The sequence below is a fragment of the Knoellia sp. B-D-2 genome, from assembly GCF_057714695.1.
Window position 1 is genome coordinate 187,023 of sequence record NZ_CM173189.1, and the last position, 24,624, is coordinate 211,646.

The 24,624-nt window shown below is 73.4% G+C and carries 20 protein-coding genes and 1 riboswitch; of the genes, 8 read left to right on the forward strand and 12 right to left on the reverse strand.

What is annotated here, in order from left to right; all coding sequences use genetic code 11:
- Positions 1-59: 59 nt before the first annotated feature.
- The 5 genes from AC3EU2_RS00870 to AC3EU2_RS00890 all read right to left on the reverse strand — a co-directional run bounded on the left by AC3EU2_RS00870 (position 60) and on the right by AC3EU2_RS00890 (position 6,479).
- The gene (locus tag AC3EU2_RS00870; RefSeq protein WP_488177865.1) at positions 60-2,483 is read right to left on the reverse strand and encodes a ComEC/Rec2 family competence protein; all 2,424 of its coding nucleotides are present in this window, start codon (positions 2,481-2,483) and stop codon (positions 60-62) included.
- Positions 2,480-3,490, reverse strand: coding sequence for a ComEA family DNA-binding protein (locus AC3EU2_RS00875; protein WP_488177866.1), 1,011 nt, complete (start codon positions 3,488-3,490; stop codon positions 2,480-2,482). Before AC3EU2_RS00875 ends, AC3EU2_RS00870 begins: the two co-directional genes overlap by 4 nt.
- Positions 3,491-3,583: 93 nt before the next feature.
- Positions 3,584-4,195: a glycerol-3-phosphate acyltransferase gene (locus tag AC3EU2_RS00880; protein ID WP_488177867.1), complete on the reverse strand. Its 612-nt coding sequence runs from the start codon at positions 4,193-4,195 to the stop codon at positions 3,584-3,586.
- Positions 4,196-4,209: 14 nt separating this feature from the next.
- A complete protein-coding gene (locus tag AC3EU2_RS00885) occupies positions 4,210-5,055 on the reverse strand; it encodes a DegV family protein (RefSeq protein WP_488177868.1) in 846 nt (281 codons plus the stop codon).
- 35 nt (positions 5,056-5,090) lie between these two features.
- Complete coding sequence (locus AC3EU2_RS00890) at positions 5,091-6,479, reverse strand: aminotransferase class V-fold PLP-dependent enzyme (protein WP_488177869.1); 1,389 nt, start codon at positions 6,477-6,479, stop codon at positions 5,091-5,093.
- Between the two features lie 43 nt (positions 6,480-6,522).
- Positions 6,523-6,637: riboswitch (SAM riboswitch) on the reverse strand.
- Between the two features lie 119 nt (positions 6,638-6,756).
- On the opposite strand from AC3EU2_RS00890, the gene AC3EU2_RS00895 reads away from it, so the two are divergent.
- Both AC3EU2_RS00895 and AC3EU2_RS00900 read left to right on the forward strand, forming a co-directional pair.
- Complete coding sequence (locus AC3EU2_RS00895; RefSeq protein WP_488177870.1) at positions 6,757-7,347, forward strand: TetR/AcrR family transcriptional regulator; 591 nt, start codon at positions 6,757-6,759, stop codon at positions 7,345-7,347.
- Between the two features lie 17 nt (positions 7,348-7,364).
- Positions 7,365-8,642, forward strand: coding sequence for a glycosyltransferase (locus AC3EU2_RS00900; protein WP_488177871.1), 1,278 nt, complete (start codon positions 7,365-7,367; stop codon positions 8,640-8,642).
- Between the two features lie 39 nt (positions 8,643-8,681).
- On the opposite strand, the gene AC3EU2_RS00905 is transcribed toward AC3EU2_RS00900, so the two are convergent.
- From AC3EU2_RS00905 to AC3EU2_RS00915, 3 genes are all read right to left on the reverse strand, one after another.
- On the reverse strand, positions 8,682-9,146 hold the full coding sequence (locus AC3EU2_RS00905; protein WP_488177872.1) for an anthrone oxygenase family protein: 465 nt from the start codon (positions 9,144-9,146) through the stop codon (positions 8,682-8,684).
- 5 nt (positions 9,147-9,151) lie between these two features.
- Complete coding sequence (gene leuS / locus AC3EU2_RS00910; RefSeq protein WP_488177873.1) at positions 9,152-12,067, reverse strand: leucine--tRNA ligase; 2,916 nt, start codon at positions 12,065-12,067, stop codon at positions 9,152-9,154.
- A gap of 170 nt (positions 12,068-12,237) precedes the next feature.
- The gene (locus AC3EU2_RS00915; RefSeq protein ID WP_488177874.1) at positions 12,238-13,200 is read right to left on the reverse strand and encodes a helix-turn-helix transcriptional regulator; all 963 of its coding nucleotides are present in this window, start codon (positions 13,198-13,200) and stop codon (positions 12,238-12,240) included.
- A gap of 62 nt (positions 13,201-13,262) precedes the next feature.
- Here AC3EU2_RS00915 and AC3EU2_RS00920 point away from each other — a divergent pair, with 62 nt between their 5' ends.
- Together AC3EU2_RS00920 and AC3EU2_RS00925 are read left to right on the forward strand one after the other, a co-directional pair.
- Entirely contained in the window at positions 13,263-14,303 is a 1,041-nt protein-coding gene (locus AC3EU2_RS00920) for an ABC transporter ATP-binding protein (protein ID WP_488177875.1), read from the forward strand.
- Positions 14,300-15,127: an ABC transporter permease gene (locus AC3EU2_RS00925; RefSeq protein ID WP_488177876.1), complete on the forward strand. Its 828-nt coding sequence runs from the start codon at positions 14,300-14,302 to the stop codon at positions 15,125-15,127. The genes AC3EU2_RS00920 and AC3EU2_RS00925 overlap by 4 nt, the downstream gene beginning before the upstream one ends.
- A 184-nt stretch (positions 15,128-15,311) precedes the next feature.
- On the opposite strand, the gene AC3EU2_RS00930 is transcribed toward AC3EU2_RS00925, so the two are convergent.
- Positions 15,312-16,106, reverse strand: a complete 795-nt coding sequence (locus AC3EU2_RS00930; protein ID WP_488177877.1) for a deoxyribonuclease IV — start codon at positions 16,104-16,106, stop codon at positions 15,312-15,314.
- A gap of 10 nt (positions 16,107-16,116) precedes the next feature.
- Positions 16,117-17,631: a flavin-containing monooxygenase gene (locus AC3EU2_RS00935; protein WP_488177878.1), complete on the reverse strand. Its 1,515-nt coding sequence runs from the start codon at positions 17,629-17,631 to the stop codon at positions 16,117-16,119.
- A 154-nt stretch (positions 17,632-17,785) separates the two neighbouring features.
- On the opposite strand from AC3EU2_RS00935, the gene AC3EU2_RS00940 reads away from it, so the two are divergent.
- A complete protein-coding gene (locus AC3EU2_RS00940) occupies positions 17,786-18,298 on the forward strand; it encodes a methyltransferase family protein (RefSeq protein WP_488177879.1) in 513 nt (170 codons plus the stop codon).
- Here AC3EU2_RS00940 and ppdK read toward each other — a convergent pair.
- A complete protein-coding gene (gene ppdK, locus AC3EU2_RS00945; protein ID WP_488177880.1) occupies positions 18,273-20,981 on the reverse strand; it encodes a pyruvate, phosphate dikinase in 2,709 nt (902 codons plus the stop codon). The genes AC3EU2_RS00940 and ppdK overlap by 26 nt on opposite strands.
- 183 nt (positions 20,982-21,164) lie before the next feature.
- Between ppdK and AC3EU2_RS00950 the strand changes: the two genes are divergently transcribed.
- The 3 genes from AC3EU2_RS00950 to AC3EU2_RS00960 are packed head-to-tail and all read left to right on the forward strand — an operon-like array spanning position 21,165 to position 23,399.
- Positions 21,165-22,301 (forward strand): metallophosphoesterase, encoded by a 1,137-nt coding sequence (locus AC3EU2_RS00950; RefSeq protein WP_488177881.1) that lies wholly within the window; start codon positions 21,165-21,167, stop codon positions 22,299-22,301.
- A gap of 1 nt (position 22,302) precedes the next feature.
- Positions 22,303-22,791 carry a hypothetical protein gene (locus AC3EU2_RS00955; protein ID WP_488177882.1) on the forward strand — a complete coding sequence of 163 codons (489 nt, stop codon included), beginning with the start codon at positions 22,303-22,305 and terminating at the stop codon, positions 22,789-22,791.
- Entirely contained in the window at positions 22,788-23,399 is a 612-nt protein-coding gene (locus tag AC3EU2_RS00960) for a DNA-3-methyladenine glycosylase I (protein ID WP_488177883.1), read from the forward strand. The genes AC3EU2_RS00955 and AC3EU2_RS00960 overlap by 4 nt, the downstream gene beginning before the upstream one ends.
- Here AC3EU2_RS00960 and AC3EU2_RS00965 read toward each other — a convergent pair.
- Entirely contained in the window at positions 23,390-24,613 is a 1,224-nt protein-coding gene (locus AC3EU2_RS00965; RefSeq protein ID WP_488177884.1) for a GNAT family N-acetyltransferase, read from the reverse strand. The two genes, AC3EU2_RS00960 and AC3EU2_RS00965, sit on opposite strands and share 10 nt — an antisense overlap.
- Between the last annotated feature and the right edge of the window lie 11 nt (positions 24,614-24,624).

The following is a 24,624-nucleotide window of genomic DNA, read 5'->3' on the forward strand; positions in this document are numbered from 1 at the left end:
CCGTCGGCACCCTCTGGCGCCGAGGCGGTCGGGCCGGCGCCCCTGTGGTGCAGGGGGGCTCACCTCTCGGTGACCACCTCGATCCGGCCGTCACGCTCGACGAGGGCGATGTGGCCGCGCTCGTCGGTGCGGTGCACGGCATACCCGTTGCGCTGCATCATCGTCAGGTGCGCCGCCGTCGGGTGTCCGTAGTCGTTGTCCTCCCCGACGCTCACCACGGCGACCGGCGCACGCACGGCGGCCATGAGCCCGGCATCGAGGTTCGCGCTCCCGTGGTGCGGCGTCTTCACGACGTCGAGATCCTGCGCGACGGCGGCCATCGACGGGTCACGTCGGAGCCGGAGAAGCAGGTCGTGCGCCGCCTCGCGTTCGACGTCCCCGAGCAGGAGGGCGTCGACCGCGCCGACGTGGACGGCGAGGACCACGCTCGCGTTGTTGGGCACCGACCCCGCGGCGATGCGTCGCGCCGGCGCCCACACCTCCGCGGTGACGTCACCGAAGGTGAGCCGGTCGCCGGCAGCCAGGACGGACAGCGGTATGCCGTGTGCTCTCGTCCAGTCCGTCACCTCACCGACCTGGTGGGCGGGGTCTCCGACGGGTGACGTGAACACCTGACCGACGGTTCGGTCGTCGAGCACCCCGGGCAGCCCCTCGACGTGGTCCGCGTGGAAGTGGGTGAGCACGACCGCGTCCACCACCTCGACGTCGAGGTCCGCGAGGCAGCCGTCGACGCGCGGTGGGTCCGGGCCGGTGTCCACGACCAGTGCTCGGCCGGGTCCGGTGCGGATGACGGCCGCATCACCCTGCCCGACGTCGCAGAAGACGATCCGCCAACCGTCCGCCGGCCACGTGATGATGCGCGTCGGCATCGTCACCGCCACGGTGAGCGCGACGACGGCCAGGGCCACCAGCGGTCGGAGCAGGGTGACCCGCGCCAGCCAGCGCCCTGACAGGACGGCGAGGACGGTGAGGCCGGCGAGGAGCAGGGCTCCCAGCACGCCGTCGGGCCACGGCATCGTCCCACCCGGGACCTCCGCCATGACCCGCGCCGTCCTCGCGATGCCGAGCGTGGGCAGGGCGCCGAGCCAGGCGATGAGCTCGGCCGGTCGGTCGGCGACGACGGAGACGACCGCGGCGCACACCCCCGCGATCGTGGCGGGAGCGACCAGCGGCGCCGCCACGAGGTTCGCGAGGACACCGACGACGCTGACCGATCCCTGGAGCAGCACGACGATCGGCGCGCACATCGCCTGTGCCGCAACGGGAATGGCGATCGCCGGCCCGAGCAGTGCCAGGCGGGACGGGAGGTGGGTGGCGATGGCGTCACCCCACGGGCGGGTGAAGAGGAGCAGCCCGAGCGTCGCGAGGGCGGACAGGGCGAACCCGAACGAGCGCGCCATCCACGGGTCGACGACGAGCACGACGACGATGGCGCCGGCGAGCACCGGGATCCCGGCCCGGCGCCGCGACCGGCTGACGCCGAGCAGGCCGATGAGCCCCATGGCCGCGGCGCGCACGACGCTGGGTTCGGGGCGGGCGAGGACGACGAAGCCGACGATGGTGAGGGCGACCACGACCGGACGCCAGCGACGGCGCACTCCCACGAGGACGCACAGGGCGAGGACCATCCCGCCGACGACCGCGATGTTCGAGCCCGAGACGGCGGTCAGGTGGGTCATCCCCGTCGCCTGCATCGCCGCGGTGAGGTCGGGTGGGGTGCGGCTGGTGTCCCCGATGACGAGCCCCGGCATCAGCCCGCGTGCGTCGGCGGGCGTCGGGTCGACGGCGCGGCGCAGGCCTGCCCGGAGGTGCTCGGCCACCTGGGCGACCCGACCGGCCGGGTCCACCACCGTCACCCGCGTGACCCGGAGCACCGCGAGCTCCGACGCGCCCGGCTGAGGAGGCCCGAGCCGACCGCGGAGCCGGACGCGGTCGTGCCACCGCACGGCGAGGAGCGCCTCGGAGCCGTGCACCGCCACGGGTGCGTGGGCGGCGGTGGTACGACCGCGGCCGGTCACCTCGTGGGCGGACGCCCGGAGCATGACGACCGGCTCCCGGCCGGCCCTCGGGGCGGGGGTGAACGGGTCGGAGGTCACCGTCGCGTCCAGCATCACGGCCGCCCGTGCGGCCGTGAGGGTGTCGAGGTCCCCGGTGGCCCGGAGCGCGTGCTGGCCGACTCCCGCCACCTGGAGGAGCAGGGCGACGCCGAGGACGAGCAGCACGCCGCGCCGCCAGGACGCAGGACACCACGACGCAGCCCGCCACGACGCGGGCCACCACGACGCGCGTCGCACCACGGCCGCAGCCAGTCCTGCCCCCACGCCTGCGACCAGCAGCCCGCAGACCGCCCACCGCCAGGTCGGGGGCCGGGTCAGCGTCGTCGCGAGCAGGGCCCAGCCGACGAGAGCCGGGACGAGCAGGCGGAGGTCGCTGGCGTGGACGACCTCCCGCTGCCACTCCCCCGGCGTCGTCGCCTCCCTCACAGCGTCACCTTCGGGGTGAGCTGCGAGAGGAGCGTGTCGCCGATGCCGCTGACCTCGCCGAGCTCCTCGACGCTCGTGAACCGGCCGTGCTCGGTGCGCCAGTCGATGATCCGCTGGGCGAGCACGGGTCCCACGCCCGGCAGCGTGTCGAGCGTGGACAGGTCGGCGCTGTTGAGCGAGACCAGCCCACCGGAGGCCGAGGCACCTCGCCCGGCTCCGCCACCGCCGGCCGCGCCGCCGCCCGGTGGGTCGCCACCGACGGGCGCCCCCACCGAGGTCACCGCCTCCCCCGGTCGGGGGACGTGGACCTGCTCGCCGTCGACGACGACCCGGGCGAGATTGACCGCGGACAGGTCGGCGGTCCGGGTGGCGCCGCCCGCAGCCTGCACCGCGTCGGCAATGCGGGCACCGGCCGCCAGCCGGTAGACCCCTGCTGACGCGACCTGACCCACGACGTGGACGACCACACCACCGGCGCCCGCGACGGGCGATCCGGCGGGCGCCGTTGCCGCCGTGGATGATTCCCGCGTGCCGGCAGAGGAACCCCCGCCGGTGGCCGACACCGCGGGCGAGGCCCGCGACAGGGTGGACGTCCCCCGCACCACGCCACTTGGCGCTGCCACGTTCCCGGCGGCACCGGGGACGGTCTGGCCACCGGCGCCCGCCAGCCACACCCGGGCCCCGAAGACGAGCGCGACGAGCACGGCGACCGCGAGCACCGCCGTCCCCGCCGACCGGGTCGGAGCCCACCGCGCGCCGCGCAGGCTGGTGGGAATCTCGAGGACCGGCCCGCGCGGGACCTCGATCGGTCGGTGTCGCCCGTGCTCCTCGCCGTCCCCGTCGCGCTCACCGGCCGCTGACCGCGGCCCACCGCCAGCCGCCGACCGCGGCCCACCGCCGACCCCCGACCGCGGCCCACCGCCAGCCAGCCGTGGCCCGCCGCCCGCCGAGCGCACCCGCGCGAGGGCTCGAGGCGAGACGGGCTCGGGTGGGCGGCGGAACGGCATACGCCGACGTTAGGAACGCCGAAGCCGTCACCCAAGCCCGTGGACCGGATCTGTGGACGACCCCGGCAGCACCCGCCCGCTGTGGACGGACGCTCAGCCGCGGAGCCGGGTCACCCAGCTGAGGATGTTGCGGCGGTGCCGGGCCAGGACGAGCAGGGACACGAGCGCCAGCCACACCCCGACCCCTCGCTCCGTGGCGTCGTCCGCGCGGACGGAGAGGACGACCCCGATGGCGACGAGCAGCGTCGTCGCGACGACGGAGGCGTCACCGAGCCGCTTGACGAACGGCAGTGCGACGAGGAACGCCACGAGCCCGACCAGCGCGGCCCAGGGCACCACGGCGAGCATCGCCCCGAGCGAGGTGGCGACCCCCTTGCCACCTCGCCCGTGCAGGTAGGGGCTGTAGATGTGGCCGATGACGCACGCCGCCCCCGCGACGAGGGCGAACCACGTCCCGAGCGTGAGGAGCACGACGAGCGTCGGCACGAGTCCCTTGAGCATGTCGAGCACGCCGACGGCGATCCCCCACTTGCGGCCCAGCGCGCGCCCGATGTTGGTGGCGCCCGGATTGCCCGACCCCACCGAGGCGACGTCCACCCCCTGGCTGCGGCCGACGAACGTGGCGGGGTTGAGGCCGCCGATGGCGAAGCAGACGCTGGCGACGACCACGGCGCCGAGGACGGAGACGGAAGTCGAGAGGTTCACCGCGGCAGCCCGGGTCAGACCCGCGGACTCACCGCGATGGCCAGGGTCCCCGGGCCGACGTGCGCGCCGACGACCGCGCCCAGCTCCACCACGGAGAGGTCGGCGAGCCCGTGGACGCGGGGACGCAGGCGTTCGGCGAGCTTCTCGGCCCGGTCCGCGGAGTCGAGGTGGTGCACGGCGATGTCGACCGACTCCGGGGCCTCGGCCGCCTCCGCGGCGATGTCCTCGAGACGGGCGATCGCGCGCGAGGACGTGCGGACCCGCTCCAGCGGGACGATCGACCCGTCCTTGAGCCCGAGGATCGGCTTGATCGCGAGAGCCGACCCGAGCAGGGCGCTGGCCTTGCCGATCCGTCCGCCGCGGCGCAGGTGCTCCAGGGTGTCGACGTAGAACACGACCGTCGCCGCCTCGCAGCGGGCCCGCACGACGGCCGCGACGTCGTCGGCCGACGCCCCACCGGCGGTGGCCTCGGCACCGGCCAGCACGGCATACCCCATCGCCATGCCCATCGAACGGCTGTCGATGACGGTCACGGGGACCGGTGAGTGCTGCGCCGCGAGCTGGGCGGAGCCGATGGTGCTCGACATGTCGGCGGAGATGTGGACCGACACGATCGCGTCGGCGCCGCCCTCGGCGAGCTCGCGGTAGACGTCGAGGAAGGCCTGCGGCGCCGGGCGGGAGGTCGAGACCGGCCGGAACGCGCGCAGCGCCTCGGCCACCTCCCCCGCGCCGATGTCGACGCCCTCGCGGTACTCCTTGCCGCCGACGACGACGTGCAGCGGGACGACGCCGATGCCGTGGGCGGCGACGAGGTCGGCGGAGAGGTATGCCGTGGAGTCGGTGACGAGAGCGGTGACCACAGCCCGAGGCTAGTGCGCGGACGGCCCGGTCGTGGTCACCACGGCAGGTCGGTCGGCGTCCCGCGCAGGTCGTCGGCCGGGACCCAGCCGTGGCCCTCGACGTGGTCGTAGGCGACGCCGGGGCCATCGGCGGCGAGCGAGTCCACCGCGGCGAGGAGGCGCTCGACGTGCTCGTCGGTCGTGGCGAGGCCGGCGCTGACCCGCACCGCGGTGTCGACGTCCTCGTCGGCGAGCAGGCTGTCGACGAGCAGGTGCGCGCAGAACTTGCCGTCCCGCACACCGATGCCGTGCTCGGCGGAGAGCGCGGCCGAGACCAGCGAGGAGTCGAGCCCGTCGACGGTGAAGGTGACGACCGGGGCACGGTCGGCCCCGTCGCCGAAGATGCTCCAGGTCTCGACGCCGTCGATGGCCCGCAGCCCGTCGACGAGGCGCCGGGTCAGGTCGGCCTCGTGGGTCTCGAGGGCGACGCGGTTCTCCCGGATCGCCGCGCACGCGGCGGCGAGGGCGACGGCGCCCAGGACGTTGGGGGTGCCGCCCTCGTGGCGGGCCGGCCCGGTGCGCCACGTCGTCGACAGCGCGCCGACCGCGGCCGTAGCACCCCCGCCGGCGAGGTACGGCGCTGCGGCGTCGAGCCAGTCGGCGCGGCCGACGAGCGCCCCGGCACCGTAGGGGGCGTAGATCTTGTGGCCGCTGAACGCGACGTAGTCGACGCCGAGGGTGTCGAGGTCGACGCGGCGGTGGCCGACGAGCTGGGCGGCGTCGAGGGCGACCCGGGCGCCGTGGCTGCGCGCGATCGCGGAGAGGCGCTCGACGGGCCAGTACTCACCCGTGACGTTGGACGCCCCGTTGAGGACGACGAGGGTGCGGCCGCCGCGGGTGCGGGCCAGGGCCTCGGTGAGGAGGATCTCGGCGTCCGTGTGGGTGAGCGGGACCGGCAGGCGGGTCGTGTTCCTGGGCTCCCAGGGCAGCAGGGTCGCGTGGTGCTCGGTCGCGAAGACGATGACCCTGGTCCGACGCGGGACCGCACGGGCGAGCAGGGCGAAGGAGTCGGTCGTGTTGCGGGTGAAGACGACCTCGTCGCCCTCACGGGCCCCGACGAACCGGGCGACCTCCTCGCGGGCGGCCTCGTAGTAGTGGCTCGACACCTGACTGGCCCACCCCTGTCCGCGGTGGACGCTGGAGTAGGTGGCGGTCGCCTTGTCGACCGCGGCGACGACGCTGGCCAGGGCCGGGGTCGAGGCACCGTGGTCGAAGTTCGCGTACTCGACGAGGGTGCCGTGGCAGGTGGGCACGTGCGGGGCGGCGACGACCGCGGGCACCCGGCCCTGTGGGGCCACGGCCTGGCCGGGCGAGGGCACCGACCGGAGCCACGTGCGACGGCGTTCGGGGGTGGCGGTGTGAGGGACCGAGGTGGCGATGGACATCTGGTGCTCCCTGGAGAGTCGATGGACCCTCGAGGTGCTCGCGAGTCCGCGCTTGCCGACTGCGTTGCTGCAGCCGACCAGGTCGTCACCCGGAGCACCCCACCGCGGAGGAGGGTTGCCGACCAGCAAGCCGGGGCTGAACACTGGTACTCGTGACCTTGGGTCAGGAGTGTATGCCGCCCGGTTCAGTCCTCGGGACCCTCCGTCCACCTTCCGAGACGCCGGACGCGGGACATTTTCGCTTTACGTCACATAAATCGATCGGTACGATGGGCGCATGCCAGCGACGGCACGCACCTACGTCCTCCGGGCCCGGGCCGAGGCCCAGGAGGAGACGCGTCGCCGCATCCTCGCCGAGGCCAAGCAGATCCTCTTCGCCCAGCCCTTCGACGAGCTGACCCTCCCCCTCGTGGCGGACCGGGCCGGGGTCACGACGCAGACCGTGCGCAACCACGTCGGGTCCAAGGAGGGCCTCATCGTCGCGCTGACGGAGTCTCTTGCCGAGGAGCTCACGTCGGGTCGACGGGAGGCCGCGCCGACGGACACCGCCGGCGCGATCGCGACCCTCGCGGCCGAGTACGAGGCCTACGGGCACGCCGTGTCACGGCTCCTCGCCGCCGCGGAGCACTCCGAAGCCATGGCCGCCATGGCCGAGCGAGGACGGCGCGAGCACCGCAGGTGGCTCGAGACCACGTTCGACGACCGGCTGCCCACCGACCGTCGCGCCCGCCGGCGCACCCTCGCCGCGCTGTACGCCGCGACCGACGTCGGCACGTGGCGCCTGCTGCGCCTCGACCTGGGCCACTCACGACGCATGACCACAGAGGTCATGTGCACCCTCACCGATGGAGTCCTGACCTCGCACTGAGGCCGGAAGGAGGAGTCATGCACTACCTGCTCGCCACCTGGGACGGCGGAGGCACCGTCCCCATCGACTTCGGCATCGCCCGCCGCCTCGTTGCCCGGGGCCACACCGTCACGGTCCTCGGTGACCCGACGCTCGAGGCCGAGGCCGCCCGCTCGGACGCCGAGTTCGTCCCGTGGCGGCTGGCGCCCCACCGTCCGACGGCCGCGATCGAGGACGACCTCCTCAAGGACTGGGAGGTCGTCGACAACCCGTGGAGGCTCTTCAAGCGGATCTCCGAGCGCCTCATCACCGGCCCGGCCGCCCTCTTCGCCAGGGAGACGGCCGATGAGCTGGACCGGCGCCCGGCCGACGTCGCCCTCGTCGACGGCGCGATCCTGGGCCCGATGGTCGCGACCGAGGCCAGGGGCGTCCCCACCGTGGGCATCGTCCCGGGCATCTACATCATCCCCGCCGAGGGGATGCCCCCGTTCGGCCTGGGCCTCACACCGGCGAAGACCGCGCTGGGCCGGGCCCGTGACCGTGCCCTCAACGCCAGCATCAAGGCCGCGTGGCGCACCGGGCTCCCCGCGCTCAACGAGGCGAGGGCCGCGCACGGCCTGGCGCCCCTCTCCGACCCGTGGGACCAGCTGCGCTCCTGCGAGAGCGTGGTGATTCCCACCGCCAGGGCGTTCGACTTCCCGGCCAAGCTCCCGAGCAACGCGCACTACGTCGGGCCGATGCTCGATGACCCCGTCTACGCCGCCGTCCCCTCACCGCTCGGCGACCACGCTGACGACCGGCGGCCGCTCGTGGTCGTGGGGGTGTCCGGCAGCCACGTCAAGGGGCAGGACGCCATGCTCCGACACGTGGCGGCCGCCCTCGCGACCCTGCCGGTGCGTGGGCTGGTGTGCACCGGCCCGTACGTGGACCCCGCGGACGTGCCCGGTGCCGACAACGTCCAGGTGGTCCGGTCGGCACCGCACTCGGAGGTCTTCCCCCTGGCGTCGGTGGTCATCACGCACGGCGGGCACGGCACCATCATCAAGGCCCTCGCCCTCGGCAAACCGGTCCTCTGCCTGCCGGGGATCCGCGACCAGAAGGACAACGCGGTGCGCATGACGGAACGCGGCGCCGGCCTGAGGCTCAAGCCGACGTCCGAACCAGCCCGGATCGCCGAGGCCGTCCGCCGTCTGCTCACCGAGCCCCATTTCGCGCGCGCGGCGGAGGATCTCGGGGCGCGCATCCGCGCGGAGGTCGATGACGACCGTCTGGTCTCCCTCCTGGAGCAGCCGGCCCGCCGCAGGCACGTCGCCTGAGGCCCGGGGCGGAAGGTCGCTGCGACGAAGCGGTCTGCGTCAGCTTCGCGCTGCGGCGAGGGCGAGGAGCACGGCGGACGCGAGGGCCATGACCGTGCGCAGGTGGTTCCACCGCGTCCAGGCGGTGAGGTATGCCGCCCACTTGCCCTCGGCCTCCGGCGCCCCTGGCGCGAGTGGGGCGAGCCGGTTGTTGAGCGGGACGTTGCCCGCCGCGGTGACGACGAGGCCGGCCAGCCCGAGCAGCGCTCCGGCGACGGCCAGGCCGGGCTCGGCGACGTCGCCGAGCACGGCGAGGGCGAGGACCGCGAGCGACCCCAGCGCGAGGACGCCCATCGGGAGCAGGAGCAGGCTCTGCTGCGCCCGCACGTTGACGGCCTGCATCGCGACGACGCCGTCGCGCGGCGTGAGGTCACCCAGGGCGGGCATGACGAACGCGGAGAACGCGAACATCGCGCCACCGAAGACGGCGGCAGCCAGCGCCGTCACTCCCAGCAGCCAGGCCACGAGGGTCAGAGCGGGACGACGTTGACGAGCTTGGGCGCGCGCACGATGACCGTCCGCACTCCCCCGGCCGTCGCCTCGACGACCCTGGGCAGGGCGAGGGCCTGCTCGCGCAGGTCGTCCTCGCTGATGTCGGCGGGCACCTCGATGCGGTCGCGGACCTTGCCCTTGATCTGCACGACGCAGGTGACCGTCTCCTCGACGAGCCGCGCGGGGTCGGCGACCGGGAACGGCGCGTGGGTGAGCGACACGTCGTGGCCCAGGCGCGACCACAGCTCCTCGGCGATGTGCGGTGCGAGGGGCGCGACCATGAGGACGAGCGGCTCGACCGCCTCGCGAGGCGCCGTGCCCAGCTTGGTCAGCGCGTTGTTGAGCTCGATGAGGCGCGCGATGGCGGTGTTGAAGCCGAGCTCGTCGTAGTCGCGCCGCACCGCGTCGATGGTCCGGTGCAGCACGCGCGCGGTGGCGTCGTCGAGGGGCGCGTCACCGACGCGCACCTCTCCGGTCTCCTCGTCGATCACGTTTCGCCACAGGCGTTGCAGGAAGCGCTGTGACCCCACGATGGCACGCGTGTCCCACGGCTTGCTCTGCTCCAGCGGGCCGAGGCCCATCTCGTAGAGGCGCAGCGTGTCCGCGCCGTACGCGGCATACATGTCGTCCGGGGACACCATGTTCTTGAGCGACTTGCCGATCTTGCCGAACTCGCGGGTGACCGGCTGGTCGTTCCAGGTGAAGGCCGGGTGGCCGTCGGCGCCGGCGACCTCCTCGACCTCGCTCGCCTCGACGTACTGGCCGCGGTCGTCGGTGAAGGCCGGCGCCTGGATGTAGCCCTGCGCGAAGTAGGTCCGGAACGGCTCCTCGCTCGAGACGTGGCCGAGGTCGAAGAGCACCTTGTGCCAGAAGCGGGCGTAGAGCAGGTGCAGCACGGCGTGCTCGACGCCGCCGATGTAGAGGTCGACACCGCCGGGGTCGCGCGTCCCGGCCGGAGCACCGTCGACGGCCTTGTCCCGCGGGCCGATCCAGTACTGCTCGGTCTCCGCGGAGACGAGCTCCTCGCGGTTCTCCGGGTCGAGGTAGCGCAGGTAGTACCAGCACGACCCGGCCCAGTTGGGCATCGTGTTGGTCTCGCGGCGGTAGCGCTGGACCCCCCGGCCGTCCTCGAGGTCGAGGTCGACGTCGACCCACTCGGCGACCCGGCCGAGCGGCGGCTCGGGTGAGCTCTGCGCATCCTCGGCATCGAAAGTGCGGGGGCTGTAGTCCGGCACGTCGGGCAGCTCGACCGGCAGCATCGACTCGGGCACGCCGTGGGCGACGCCGTCGGTGTCGAAGACGATGGGGAACGGTTCGCCCCAGTAGCGCTGGCGCGAGAACAGCCAGTCGCGCAGCTTGTAGCTGATCGTCGCCTCACCGTGGCCGTGCTCGACGAGCCAGTCGATCATCGCGGCCTTGGCCTGCGCGACGGGCATTCCGTTGAGGTCGAGGGTGTCGTTGGCGGAGTTGATCGCCGGGCCGTCGCCGGTGAACGCCTCGTCCTCGGGGTGGCCCTCGGTGGGCTGCACCGTGCGGATCTTCGGCAGGTCGAAGGCGGTCGCGAAGTCCCAGTCGCGCTCGTCCTGCCCCGGCACCGCCATGATCGCGCCGGTGCCGTAGCCCATGAGGACGTAGTCGGCGACGAAGACCGGCAGCGGTGCACCGGTGGCCGGGTTCACGGCATACGCGCCCGTGAAGACGCCGGTCTTGTCCTTGCCCTCGGTCTGGCGCTCGACGTCGCTGCGGCGCGAGGCGGCCAGCCGGTATGCCGTCACGGCCGCCTGCGGACTCGTCTCGCCACCGGTCCACACCGGGTTCGTGCCGTCGGCCCAGTCGTCCTGCGAGACAACGACGTCCACGAGCGGGTGCTCGGGCGCCAGCACCATGAAGGTCGCTCCGAACAGGGTGTCAGGGCGGGTCGTGAAGACCTCGATCGGGTCGACCGTGTCCTCGGCGCCGACGATCGGGAACGCGACGCGGGCGCCCTCGCTGCGACCGATCCAGTTGCGCTGCATCGCCTTGACCTTGGAGGGCCACTGCACGCGGTCGAGGTCGTCGGCCAGGCGGTCGGAGTAGTCGGTGATGCGCATCATCCACTGGCGCAGGTTGCGCTTGAAGACGGGGAAGTTGCCGCGCTCGGACCGGCCGTCGTTGGTGACCTCCTCGTTGGAGAGCACCGTGCCGAGCCCGGGGCACCAGTTGACCGGGGCCTCGGAGGCGTAGGCGAGGCGGTGGCTGTCGATGATGTCCGCGCGCTCGACCTCGCCGAGGTCGGCCCAGTCGCGACCGTCGTCGGCGGGCAGCGGGCGCTCGCCCGAGGTGTACTCGGCGACGAGCTCGCTGATCGGGCGGGCCCGGCCCAGGCCTCCGTCGGGGCGCTGGGCGTCGCGGTCGTACCAGCTGTTGAAGATCGTGAGGAAGATCCACTGGGTCCAGCGGTAGTAGTCCGGGTCCATCGTCTCGATGGCCCGGCGGTTGTCCAGGCCCAGCCCGAGCCGGCGCAGCTGGCGGGCCATGATGACGATGTTGGCCTCGGTGGTGACGCGGGGGTGCTGACCGGTCTGGACGGCATACTGCTCGGCCGGCAGGCCGAAGGCGTCGTAGCCGAGGCAGTGCAGGACGTTCTTGCCCAGCATGCGGTGGTAGCGCGAGAAGACGTCCGTGGCGATGTAGCCCAACGGGTGGCCCACGTGCAGCCCGGCACCGCTGGGGTACGGGAACATGTCGAGGACGAGCAGGTGGCCGCCGTCGAACGACGCGACCGCGTCGGGGTCGGCGAACGGGCCGGACGGGTTGGGCGCGTCGAAGGCGCCGCTGGCCTCCCAGCGGTCCTGCCAGGCCAGCTCGATCCGGTCGGCCAGCTCTGCCGTGTAACGGTGCGCCGTCTCGCTCATCTCATCCTTTGCCTCATCGGTGCTGCCCACAAAAAAGCCCCTCACGCAGGAGGGGTTCGCCGCGACGACGTCCTGGACGGACCGTCAGCGCGGCGGCGGAAGGAGCAGCAGCTGTGCCATGCCTCCAGACTATCGCAGGGCCACCGAGGCCCCACCGCACGAGGCCGGGGTCACTGGGACGGTGTCGCGGCGGCCGCGAAGCGGGCGGCGGTGTCGGCGCAGGCCGACCTGAGCTCGTCGGGTGACTCGACCTCGAACGCCGCACCGACCTGGGCGAGCACCATGAGCGGCCACTCGAGGGAGTCCACGCTCATCTCGAGCACGCACGAGCCCTCCGTGACGTCGGTGACGTCGCCGTAGCTGCCGACGGCCCAGCGCACCCGCTCGGCGGGAGCGGCGACCGCGACCTTGACGTCGTACCGGTGCGGGATCCGGCGGAAGCCGGCCCGCACGAAGGCGACGGCGTCGCCACCGGGGAGCTCACGCGGCCGGAACCGCTGGCCGGTGAGGCTGACTGCGCTGACCCGGTCGACGCGGAACGAGCGCCAGTCCTGACGGTCGCGGTCCCACGCGACGAGGTACCAGCGACGGCCGAGCGAGACCAGGCGGTGCGGCTCAACCCGACGTTGCGTCGGCTCCGCGTCTCGCGCGGCATAACCGAACGTCGCCGACTCGTCGTCGCGGCAGGCCTGGGCGAGGGTCGTGAGGATGACGGCATCCACCGATGGCCCCCGCGACCAGGGGCCGGGAGTGTCGGTCTGCGAGGCCAGCGCGTCCATGCGGTGACGCAGCCGAGGGGGCATGAGCGCGACGACCTTGGTGAGGGCCTGGACCGAGGTCTCCTCGAGACCGCCGACCGAGCCGGCGGCGGCCGTGCGCAGGCCGGCTGCGATGGCGACCGCCTCGTCGTCCTCGAGCAGCAGGGGCGGGAGCTGCCCGCCGGCACGGAGCTGGTACCCGCCGGCGACCCCGCGGGAGGCGTCGACGACGTAGCCGAGCTCTCGCAGCCGCTCGATGTCGCGGCGCAGGGTGCGACCGCTGACCTCGAGGCGCGCGGCCAGCTCGTCGCCGGGCCAGTACCGGTGTGTCTGCAGCAGGGAGAGCAGGCTGAGCATGCGGGCGCTCGTCGACATGTCTCCCAGATTAGGTCCGATTGAGGACAGGAACTGTCCTGAAGCAGTTCTAGCGTCGCGCCATGGACACCGACACCACCACCCACGGCAGCAGCGGTCCGGTCATCCGGACCCACGGACTCACCCGCACCTTCACCCGGGGCAAGCAGACCGTCGAGGCGGTCCGCGGCCTCGACCTCGAGGTCCACGACGGCGAGCTCATCGCCCTCCTCGGCCCCAACGGGGCCGGCAAGTCCACCACCCTGCGGATGCTCACGACCCTCATCGCGCCGACGCGCGGCACGGCCGAGGTGGCCGGCTTCGACGTGGTCCGCGACCAGCGGGCGGTACGCCGCTCGATCGGCTACGTCGGCCAGGGCAACGCGGCGGCGCACCAGCAGCGGGGCCGCGACGAGGTCGTCAGCCAGGCCCGCGCACACGGCCTGTCCCGCGCCGAGGCCAGCCGCCGTGCCGACGAGCTGCTCGAGGCGTTCGACCTCGCCGAGCACGCCGGCCGACCCGTGTCGACGCTTTCGGGCGGCCAGCGGCGCCGGCTCGACGTCGCCATCGGGCTCGTCCACCGGCCGCGGCTGATGTTCCTCGACGAGCCCTCGACAGGTCTCGACCCACAGAACCGGGTCAACCTCCAGGAGCAGGTGCAGCGCCTCAACCGCGAGTTCGGGACGACGATCGTCCTCACAACCCACTACCTCGAGGAGGCCGACGCGATCGCGGACCGCGTCATCGTCATCGACCACGGCCTCGTCATCGCCGACGACACGGCGGCCGGGCTCAAGTCCGGTCTCGGCGACCTCGTCTCACTGGGCTTCGCCACCCGGGACGCCGCCGAGGCCGCCGCCGGCCACGCCGACCGGCTCCCCGGAGCCACCGTCACGCTCGACGGCACCGACGTCGGCGTGAGGGTCCCCCACGGTCGCGACCTCGCCCCGCGCCTGGTCCTCGACCTCGCCGCGGCGGGCTCCCCCGCGCAACGCATCGAGGTCGTCAGCGCCACCCTCGACGACGTCTTCCTCGGCCTCACCGGTCGCAGCCTGCGCGAGGCCACCGACACCGCCGAGACCACCGACGACTCCCACGTGAGCGACGAAGGAGCAGCAGCATGACCACCACCGACATCACCTCGACCACCCGCCGCCACCCGGGGAGCGCCGCGGGCGGACAGGGCCCGGCACACCCGGCCCCGAGCTTCGTCGCCGACACGTGGAACGTCATGACGCGCGAGCTCAAGCCGATGCTGCGCGAACCCGCCTCGATCCTCTTCGCCATGGTGCAGCCGCTCGTCTTCCTCGCACTCTTCGCCCCGCTGCTCCCCGACGTCGGCCCCGGCTCGAAGCTCCAGTGGTTCGTTCCCGGCATCATCGCGATGACGGCCCTCATGGGGGCCTCGATGACCGGCTCGAACCTCAGCCTCGAGATGAACACCGGGTCGCACGAGCGGCTGCTCGTCTCGCCGCTGCGCCGCTCCGCCCTGCTCGTCGGCCGCGCGCTCAAGGAGGTCGTCCCCGTCCTGGCGCAGGGCCTGCTCATCGTCGCGGTCGTCACGCCGTTCGCGTTCGACCTGCACGTGACGGGGGTGCTCGTCGGCCTCGTCATCATCGCGACGTTCGCCGTGGGGATCGGGTCACTCTCGTTCGCGCTCGCCCTGGTCTCCAAGGGCCAGGACTGGCTCTTCTGGACCGTGCAGCAGACGCTGATCTTCCCCCTGCTGCTCCTGGCCGGCGTGCTCCTGCCGATCGACGACGGGGCGCCCGGGTGGCTCCGATTCCTCGGCGACCTCAACCCGCTGGCCTACGTCGTCGAGGCCGAGCGCGCGCTCTTCGCCGGCACCTTCCCGGCCGGGACGGTGGCGGCCGGCGCCGGTGCCGCGGCGGCCGTGGCCGCGCTCGGGCTCGCCGTCGGCCTGCGCACGATGGCCCGCGCCGACTGACCCCACCCTGCTGCGTCCGCAAGGATGGCGGCGAACCTCGCCATCATTGCGGACGCCAAGGAGCCGGCACCGTCAGCGTCCGCAACAGTGGTCGCGAACCCGACCACCTTTGCGGACGCAGGCGCGGTGGGTCGGAGGCGGACGCAGCCCGAGACGGGTCAGAGGCGGACGCAGGCGCGGTGGGTCAGAGGCGGTCGCGGAGCCAGGCGAAGTCGGCCACGTGCTCCCCTGCGCCACCGGGTGTCTCGCACACGACCGGGGCGCCGGCCGAGCGCACCACCCCGGCGAGCAGGTCGGCGTCGATCGTGCCCGCCCCGAAGTTGGCGTGGCGGTCGGCACCGGAGTCGAAGGTGTCGCGGCTGTCGTTGCAGTGCACGAGGTCGATCCGGCCGGTGATCGCGAGGACGTCGTCGACGACGGTCTCGAGCGGGTTGCCGCCGGCGTGGGCGTGGCAGGTGTCGAGGCAGAACCCGACCTGGTCCGACTGCGACGCGGACCCGATCGCGTCCCAGACGCGGGCGATCCGCTCGAGGTGGCGCGCCATCGCGTTGTCCCCACCGGCGGTGTTCTCGAGCAGCAGCGGCAGGGTGAGGTCGGTCGCCTCGACGGCCTTGCGCCAGTTGTCGAACCCGACCTCCAGCTCGTCGTCCTTGCCGACGTGGCCGCCGTGCACGATGAGGCCCTTGGCCCCGATCTCGGTGGCCGCGGTGACGTGCTGCTGGAGCAGCTTGCGCGACGGGATGCGGATGCGGTTGTTGGTCGTCGCGACGTTGATGACGTAGGGCGCGTGGACGTAGAGGTCCACCCCTGCGGCCTCGGCGTCGGCACGCAGGGCCGCAGCGCCACCGGCATACCTCACCTCCGGGCCCTTGTAGCCCTGCGGGTCGCCGAGGAAGAACTGCACCAGCGTCGTGCCGCGCGCGGCGGCCTCCGCGAGCGGGTCGGTCTGGTCGACGTGCGCACCGATCGTCAGGGTCATGCCGTCCAGTCTAGGAAGCGCCGGTGTCAGCGCCCACCGCCGCGGCGCCCGCGGGAGCCGCGCCCGCCGGAGCCGCGCGCCCGGCCAGCTCGAGGGTGCCGTCGAGGACTCGCCGGGCCGACATGAGCCGGAGGTCGTGGAGGTAGTTCTGGCGGACCGTCCACGGGGCCCTCGTGCCCTGCCTCGGGAGCAGGTGACGCGAGCGCCGGACGTACCCCGACGTCAGCCCGAACGGCGGCTCACCCTCCTCGAGGTCGACGGGGACGCGGGGCGTCGCCGTCATCGCGCCGGCAGCCGCCATCGCGTCGAGCACCGCGCAGACGTAGCGGGACGTGAGGTCGGCCCGCAGGGTCCACGAGTTGTTGGTGTAGCCGAGGCAGACCGCGAGGTTCGGCACCCCACCGAGCATCGCGCCCTTGTAGAGGTAGCGCTCGTGCGGCGCGAACGCCCGCCCGTCCACGCTGAGGCGCATCCCCCCGGCGACCTCGAGCCGCAGCCCGGTCGCGGTGACGATCGCGTCGGCCTCGACCTCCCGGCCACCGCCCAGCCGGATCCCGTTCTCCGTGAAGCGGTCCACGGTGTCCGTGACGACCGAGGCCCGTCCGCTGCCGATCGCCGCGAAGAGGTCACCGTCCGGCACGATGCACATGCGCTGGTCCCACGGCGCGTATGCCGGTGTGAAGTGTGCGCGGACCGCCTCCTCCCCCACGAGGTCGGCGTTGATCCGGGCGATCCCGCGCCGGACGGCACGTGGGAACCGGCGGCTCACCTCGTAGAGCGCGACGTTGGTGAGGAGGTTCTTCGTCCGGACCACGCGGTGGGCGGCCCGCCCCGGGAGCGCCCGCCGGAGGGCTTGGCCGAGGCGGTCGGTCCCCGAGCGGGGCAGGACGTAGCCGGGACTGCGCTGGAGCATGGTCACGTGGGCGGCGCCCTGCTCCACGAGGGCGGGAACGAGCGTGACGGCGGTGGCGCCCGACCCGATGACGACGATGCGCCGGCCGGTGGCGTCGAAGCTCTCGGGCCACTCCTGCGGGTGGATGACCGGGCCGGCGAAGTCCTCGCGACCCGGGAAGTCGACGACGTGTCCGGCGTCGTAGGAGAAGTAGCCGGTGCACAGGTGGAGGAACGCCGCGGTGTGCTCGACCCGGCCCTGCGAGGTCTCGGCCGTCACGGTCCACCGGCCGGTGCCGGTCGAGAAGGCCGCGTCGACGACGCGCTGCCCGTGGTGGAGGTGCTCCTCGACGCCGAACTCCCGGGCCGTGTCACGGACGTAGTCGCGGATGCGCGCGCCGGAGGCGAGCACGTCGGGCTCGGTCCACGGCCGGAACGGGTAGGTGAAGGTGACGACGTCGGAGTCCGAGCGCACCCCGGGGTAGCGGAACAGGTCCCACGTCCCGCCGACCGCCGGGCGCGCCTCGAGGACGGCGAACGACCGGTTCGGGCTGAGCTGGGTGAGCCGGCAGGCGGCGCCGACGCCGGAGAGCCCGGCGCCCACGACAAGGACGTCGACGTCGAGGCTCTGCATCGGTCGTGGCTCCAGGGGCGAGGTGGGTGCGTGGGCGTGGGTGCGCGGACCACCTCATGACATCACGACCGACCCACGCCCGGCTCGCACGCGGCCCGGTAGCGTCGTGGCACCGGGCGCCCACCGACCAGAGCGCCGAAGGATGTGCGTCGCCATGACGAACGGGTCGACGGTGTGGCGGGACCGGCTGGCCAACGTGCCGGTCCCCGAGCAGCACGCCGTGCCCCTCCTGGCGGCCGTGCTGGCCGAGCGCCTGCGGCGCCTCCGGCTCCCCGGCCCCGCCGCCGCGTGGCGAGCGCCCGGCCTCGTCCTCCTGGCGTCCGGCGCGGTGCTGGCCACGCGTGCCTGGCAGGAGGCACGCGACGTCCGGCTCGCCGACCCGGACCGGCTGGTCACCACCGGCCCCTATGCGCGCTCCCGCAACCCGATGTATGCCGCCTGGGCCCTCGGGCACCTGGGTTCAGCGCTGCTCGCCCGCTCCGGCTGGGCGCTCGCCGCGTGGGCCCCGGCGGTCCTCGCCGTGCGCCACCAGGTCGAGGCCGAGGAGAGCGAGCTCCGGCGCCGGTTCGGACCGGCCCACGCCGCCTACGCCGAGGCCGTGCCGCGGTGGGCCGCCCCTCGCCGGGGCGCCCCAGCGCGCCTCAGGCGGTGGCGTCCTCCCGGTTGAGGGCCGCGGCACGCCCGGCCTCGAGCCGCGCGATCGGCACCCGGAACGGGCTGCACGACACGTAGTCGAGCCCGGCGTCGTGGAAGAAGTGGATCGACTCCGGGTCACCGCCGTGCTCGCCGCAGACACCCATGTGCAGGTTCGGCTTCGTGGACCGCCCTCCCGTCACGGCCGAGCTGACGAGCGCGCCGACCCCGTCCGCGTCGAGGGTCTCGAACGGGGAGATCGTCAGCACGCCGTTCTCGAGGTAGTCGGCGAAGAAGGCACCCTCGACGTCATCGCGGGAGAACCCCCACGTCGTCTGGGTGAGGTCGTTGGTGCCGAACGAGAAGAAGTCGGCCTCCTCGGCGATGCGGCGGGCGGTGAGGGCCGCGCGAGGCAGCTCGATCATGCAGCCGATCGGCAGGTCGAGCTCGGTCCCGGCCGCGGCGCCGACCTCGGCGAGGATGCCGAGCGCCTCCTCGCGGATGATCTGCAGCTCGCGCACCGACCCGACCAGCGGCACCATGATCTCCGGCCGCGGGTCCTTGCCGGCCTCGCGCAGGCGCACCGTCGCCTCGGCGATGGCCCGGATCTGGAGGGCGAACAGGCCGGGGATCTTGAGGCCGAGCCGGACGCCGCGCAGGCCGAGCATCGGGTTCTGCTCGTGCATCCGCTGGACCGCGGCGAGGAGCCGGACGTCGCGGGCGTCGGCCCGGCCGTCGGCGTTCGCGAGCGCCACCTTGACCGCCAGCTCGGTGAGGTCGGGCAGGAACTCGTGGAGCGGCGGGTCGATGAGCCGGATCGTCGTGGGCAGCCCGTCCATGGCCTCGAGCAGGTCGACGAAGTCCTCACGCTGGAGCGGTAGCAGCGTCTCGAGCGCCGCGAGGCGCTCCTCGTCGCCCTCGGCGAGGACGACGTGCTCGATGTGGACGCGTCGGTCACCGAGGAACTGGTGCTCGGTGCGGCACAGCCCGATCCCCTCGGCGCCACGGGCCCGGGCGCGGCGGGCGTCCTCGGCGTTGTCGGCGTTGGCGCGCACCCGCATCCGACGCACGGCGTCGGCGTGCCTCATGACCCGGTCGACGGCCTGCAGCAGCTCCCGCATCGCGTCGTCCTCGCAGGCGGCGAGGCCGACCTCGAGCCCGTCCGAGACGTAGCGCATGACGGGCGAGTCGACGACGGGCACGTCACCGAGGAAGACCTCGCCCGTGGTCCCGTCGAGGGCGATGACGTCGCCGGGGCGCAGCACCCGCCCGGCGACCCGGACCTCCTTGGCCTCGACGTCGACGTCGATCTCCTCGGCGCCGACGACCGCGGTCGTGCCCATGCCCCGGGCGACGACGGCGGCGTGCGAGGTCTTCCCACCACGTGCGGTGAGGACGCCGGACGCGACGATCATCCCCTGGAGGTCGTCGGGGTTGGTCTCCCGGCGGACGAGGATGACGCTGGCCCCCGCCTGGGTCCGCTCGAGCGCCTGGGCGTTGTCGAGGACGATCTCGCCGACGGCGGCACCGGGCGAGGCGGCCATGGCCGTCGTGAGGAGCTCCTTGGCGGCGTCACCGTCGAACTGCGGGAAGAGCAGCTGGGAGAGCTGGGCCCCGGTGATCCGCGAGATCGCCTCGTCCATGGTGATGAGGTTCTCGTCGACGAGCTGGGTGGCGACCCGGAACGCGGCGGCCGCGGTCCGCTTGCCCACGCGGGTCTGCAGCATCCACAGCTTGCCCCTCTCGATGGTGAACTCGATGTCGCACAGGTCGCGGTAGTGGGTCTCGAGGCGCCGCATGGCCTGGAGCAGCTCACCGTAGGACGTGGGGTCGAGCTGCTCGAGGTCGGCCAGCGGCAGGGTGTTGCGGATGCCGGCGACGACGTCCTCGCCCTGGGCGTTGGACAGGTAGTCCCCGTAGAGGCCGGAGTGCCCGGTGGAGGGGTCGCGGGTGAACGCGACGCCGGTGCCGGACGTCTCGCCGAGGTTGCCGAACACCATCGTCATGACGTTGACGGCGGTGCCGAGGTCGTTCGAGATGCGCTCGCGGCGCCGGTACAGCCGGGCCCGCTCGGTGTTCCACGAGCCGAAGACGGCGGCGATGGCCATCTCGAGCTGCTCACGAGGATGCTGGGGGAACTCCCGACCCGTCGTGTCCTGGACGATCCCCTTGAAGGTGGTGACGAGGTCCTGGAGGTCGTCCGCGCTGAGGTCGACGTCGCTGCTCGCGCCGACGGCCGACTTCTTGTCGTCGAGCGCACGGGCGAAGAGGTCGCCGTCGATGTCGAGCACGGTCTTGCCGAACATCTGGATGAGGCGCCGGTAGGAGTCCCACGCGAAGCGGTCGTCACCGGAGAACTCGGCCAAGCCCTTGACCGAGGCGTCGTTGAGCCCGACGTTGAGCACCGTCTCCATCATCCCCGGCATGGAGAACTTCGCGCCCGAGCGCACCGAGACGAGCAGCGGGTCATGGAAGTCCCCGAGCCGCCGGCCGAGCGTGTCCTCGATCTCGCGCAGCGCCATGGTCACCTCGACGCGCAGCTCCGGCGGCACCTCGCCGTCGCGCATGTACGCCCGGCACGCCTCGGTCGTGATGGTGAACCCGGGCGGGACCGGCAGGCCGATCTTCGCCATCTCGGCGAGGTTGGCCCCCTTGCCGCCCAGCAGGTCCTTCTGGCCCATGTCGCCCTCGGCGAACCGGTACACGTACTTCGGCATCACGCCTCCTGTGCTTGCGCGCCACGTCGTCGTGGCGCTCGCCGTCACCGGTGTGGCGACGCCGTCACCCCTCACCGTACGGATCACCGGCGTCGTGCACCGGGGACCTTGGGCCCGCGTTCAGGGGACCCACATCCACGCGTGCGACCATGACCCCTCCATCATGACGACCCGGGATCCCGTGTGCTGACCTTTGCCCTCATCGCCCTGACCGTCCTCGGGCTCCTCACCTTCTGGCTGCACCGTCGGCTCGTCGCCGCCCCGCGCTGGTCGTCGAGATGGCGGTATGCGGGGAGCGCCCTCATCGTGGCGCTCACCGCTCTCGCGGTGGTCACCGCCGCCGGCGGGCTCCGGTGGGGCACCGCCGACGACACCCGCCCGGTCGCCTGGGCCGCGCTCACCTGGCTCGTCGTCGCGATGTACCTCGTGTTCGTCCTCGCCGCCGGGCAGGTCGTCGCCGCCGTCGTCTGGCTCGCCACCCACCGGGACCGCCGACGAGGGGTGCTCGCGCGGTTCAACCGGGTGGTCGCGGCGGTGGCCCTGGTCGCGGCACTGGGCACGACGGCATACGGGCTGTTCGAGGCCCGGGACCCCGCGATCACGCGCACGACGCACACCTCCGCCGCGCTCCCCGCCGGGTTCGACGGGACGACGGTCGCGCTCGTCACCGACCTCCACGCCGGCGTCGTCCACGGCTCCGACTTCGCGACCAAGGTCGTCGACCGGGTCAACGCCGCGAAGCCGGACATCGTCGTCCTCTCGGGTGACGTGGTCGACGCGCCCTTCGAGCGGCACCGCGCCGAGATCGCCCCGCTGGCCGACCTCGAGGCGCCGCTCGGGGTCTTCGCGGTCACCGGCAACCACGAGATGTACACCGGCTCGACCGCCGAGTGGGTCGCCGAGTGGGACCGGCTCGGGATCACCGTGCTCGCCAACGCCTCGCAGACCGTCACCGTCGGCGGGGAGTCGATCCGCATCGCCGGGATCCACGACCGCGAGGGCACCGGCGAGTTCGCCCCGGACCCGGCCCGCGCGCTCGCCGGGACCGAGGACGGGTTCACCCTCTACCTCGCGCACCAGCCGGTCATGGCCGCGGACTCGGCCGACCGGGGCGTCGACCTCCAGCTGTCCGGTCACACCCACGGTGGCCAGGTGTGGCCCGGGGAGCTCGTCGTGCCGCTCCAGCAGCCCGTGGTGGAGGGGTATGCGGTCGTCGACGGGGTCCCCGTCATCACGAGCCGCGGGGCCGGCACCTGGGGTCCACCGGTGCGTGTCGCCGCCCCACCCCAGATCCCGCTCATCACCCTGAGGAGGGGCTGAGGTGGCCCCCGACGGGACCGTGCTCGGCGCCCCCCGCTACCGGTCGGTGGTGCGGCCGCACCGGGTGCTCGTCGCCGTGGGCGCGGCCGTCGCCGCGGTCGGCGTCGTGGCCGGCCTGCTCGTCGCCAGCCTCGGTGGCTGGGCCGTCGCCCTCGGACTCCTCGTCGTCCTGGGACTCGTCGGCCTGGGCTGGCTCCTCGCCCGCGGGCCCGTCACCGTCGTCGTCACCGACGGGGCGATCCGCGTCTCCTACCCGCTCGCCCCGCGCACCATCCGGATGGACGACGTCACCGACGTCGGCGCCGGTGACCACGTCGACGGGGTCGGCTGGGGCTGGGGCCTGCGCTGGGAGGGCCGTGGCAAGTGGGCCTACCGCGTCGGCGGCCCCATGGCGACCGTGGTGCACCGTCGTGGCCGCCTCGGCGTCTCGGTGCAGGACCCCCACGAGTTCGTCGAGGCCGTCGTCGCCGCACGGCAGGGTCTGTCGTGAGCGAGTCGGGTGTCGTCCTCGGCGACGACGGCCTGGCCCGACCCGCCTGGGCGTCGGTCGACCCCCTGCTGCGCGACTACTACGACACCGAGTGGGGCATGCCGGTCCGCGACGAGCGCGGCGTCTTCGAGCGGCTCTCGCTCGAGGCGTTCCAGTCGGGGCTGTCGTGGGCGACGATCCTGCGCAAGCGCCCCGCCTTCCGGGAGGCGTTCGCGGACTTCTCCCCCGACGTCGTCGCGCAGTTCGGTGACGACGACGTCGCCCGCCTCATGGACGACGCCGGCATCGTCCGCAACCGCGCGAAGGTCCACGCGACCATCCAGAACGCCCGCGCCACGCTGGGACTGCGCGAGGACCCCGAGGGTGACCTCGCGGCATACGTGTGGTCGTTCCGTCCGGCCACCACCCCCGTGCCACGGACCCACGCCGACGTGCCCACGACGTCGCCGGAGTCGCTCGCGCTCTCGAAAGGCTTGAAGCGCAAGGGTTTCACGTTCGTCGGACCGACGACGATGTTCGCCCTCATGGAGGCCATCGGCATCGTCGACACCCACCTCGTCGGCTCGCACCGCCGGGCCACCTCGGGCGTCTGGCCGGGTCAGAAGTAGTCGCGGATGTGCGTCGGACGCGAGAGCCCGAGCGCGTCCCACAGGCCGAGGTCGGCGCCCGTCCCGTGGACCGTGGCCAGCCCCTCGGCGACGACGCGCTGCAGCGGCAGCACCCCGCTCCACGTGAGCGCCAGCCCACGCGGCGAGAACGTCGCCGCTGGCGCGTCGGTGCTCGGCTCGCACCGCGCCTCTCCCCCGGCGACGTCGAGGCGGTAGGTGCCGTCGGTGCCCCCGTGGACGTCGCCGGCCACCGCGAAGACGGTTGAGCCGCTGACCCCCGCAGCGGGCCGGATCGCCCGGAACGCGGCAGGTACGTCGAGGACGCGCAACATGTAGGGCGAGCGCCCGACGACGGTCGTGGCCGTCACCGGGAGCGCGAGCGCCATCTCGTCGGTGCCGCTCGTCTCGAGGTGCGTCGTCGGGGTGACGGCGGCGAAGCTCCCGAGCATCCCCAGGAGGGCGTCGCGGGCGGTGCCGGAGGTCCAGACGAGGTCCTCGGCGCCGATCCTCGCCTCGGGGCCGTAGCCGGGTCCGCGCCGCCACGACACGAAGCCGTGCACGGTGTCGTCGGTGTCGAGGGCGAGCGTCACCCCGGTGAAGCTCGACAGCCAGGCGGCCGCGTCGGCGGGGAACATCACCCCGTCGCGGGTGAGGGGGCCGTTGCGCTGCGCGCCCCACCGGTCGTAGCACTCCCGCACCGCGGCGAAGTCCCCTTCGGTCGCCCTGCGGGTGCGTATGCCGTCCGCCCGCCCCTGGCGCTGCAGCGCAGCCGTCGGGACGGAGACGGTGGTGAGCTCGGCCACGAGCTCGTAGCCGAAGCGACGGTAGATGCCCGGGGCCGTGGGGAAGAGCGTGGAGATGACCGCGCCCTGCCGCCGGGCCTCCGCGAGGACCTCGTCCATGAGCGGGGTGAGCAGCCCCTCACCGCGACGCTCGGCCGCGACGGTCACCCCGGCGATCCCGAAGGTCGCCACCCTCCCGCCGTGGAACCAGCTGTCGTAGGGCCGCCCGTTGAGCTTGGCGACCAGGTCGTCACCGTCGAACGCGCCGAGCGCGACGATCCCCTCGGGCGGCCACGGCGGCGGCTCGGTCGGTTCGGCGGGCGAGGCCGACGTCGGGGCGGACACCGGACCGGCCGGTCGCTCCCCGAAGGCCTCGGCCCCCAGCCGAAGGCTCGCGTCCATGTCGTCCGGGCCGAGTCGTCGCGTCGTCACGTCCTCATCGT

Coding starts and splice junctions, on each gene's coding strand:
- AC3EU2_RS00875 (WP_488177866.1), bottom strand. CDS start 3,490: ATGCCGTTCCGCCGCCCACCCGAGCCCGTCTCGCCTCGAGCCCTCGCG.
- AC3EU2_RS00890 (WP_488177869.1), bottom strand. CDS start 6,479: ATGTCCATCGCCACCTCGGTCCCTCACACCGCCACCCCCGAACGCCGT.
- AC3EU2_RS00895 (WP_488177870.1), top strand. CDS start 6,757: ATGCCAGCGACGGCACGCACCTACGTCCTCCGGGCCCGGGCCGAGGCC.
- AC3EU2_RS00900 (WP_488177871.1), top strand. CDS start 7,365: ATGCACTACCTGCTCGCCACCTGGGACGGCGGAGGCACCGTCCCCATC.
- leuS (WP_488177873.1), bottom strand. CDS start 12,067: ATGAGCGAGACGGCGCACCGTTACACGGCAGAGCTGGCCGACCGGATC.
- AC3EU2_RS00915 (WP_488177874.1), bottom strand. CDS start 13,200: ATGTCGACGAGCGCCCGCATGCTCAGCCTGCTCTCCCTGCTGCAGACA.
- AC3EU2_RS00920 (WP_488177875.1), top strand. CDS start 13,263: ATGGACACCGACACCACCACCCACGGCAGCAGCGGTCCGGTCATCCGG.
- AC3EU2_RS00925 (WP_488177876.1), top strand. CDS start 14,300: ATGACCACCACCGACATCACCTCGACCACCCGCCGCCACCCGGGGAGC.
- AC3EU2_RS00930 (WP_488177877.1), bottom strand. CDS start 16,106: ATGACCCTGACGATCGGTGCGCACGTCGACCAGACCGACCCGCTCGCG.
- AC3EU2_RS00935 (WP_488177878.1), bottom strand. CDS start 17,631: ATGCAGAGCCTCGACGTCGACGTCCTTGTCGTGGGCGCCGGGCTCTCC.
- AC3EU2_RS00940 (WP_488177879.1), top strand. CDS start 17,786: ATGACGAACGGGTCGACGGTGTGGCGGGACCGGCTGGCCAACGTGCCG.
- ppdK (WP_488177880.1), bottom strand. CDS start 20,981: ATGCCGAAGTACGTGTACCGGTTCGCCGAGGGCGACATGGGCCAGAAG.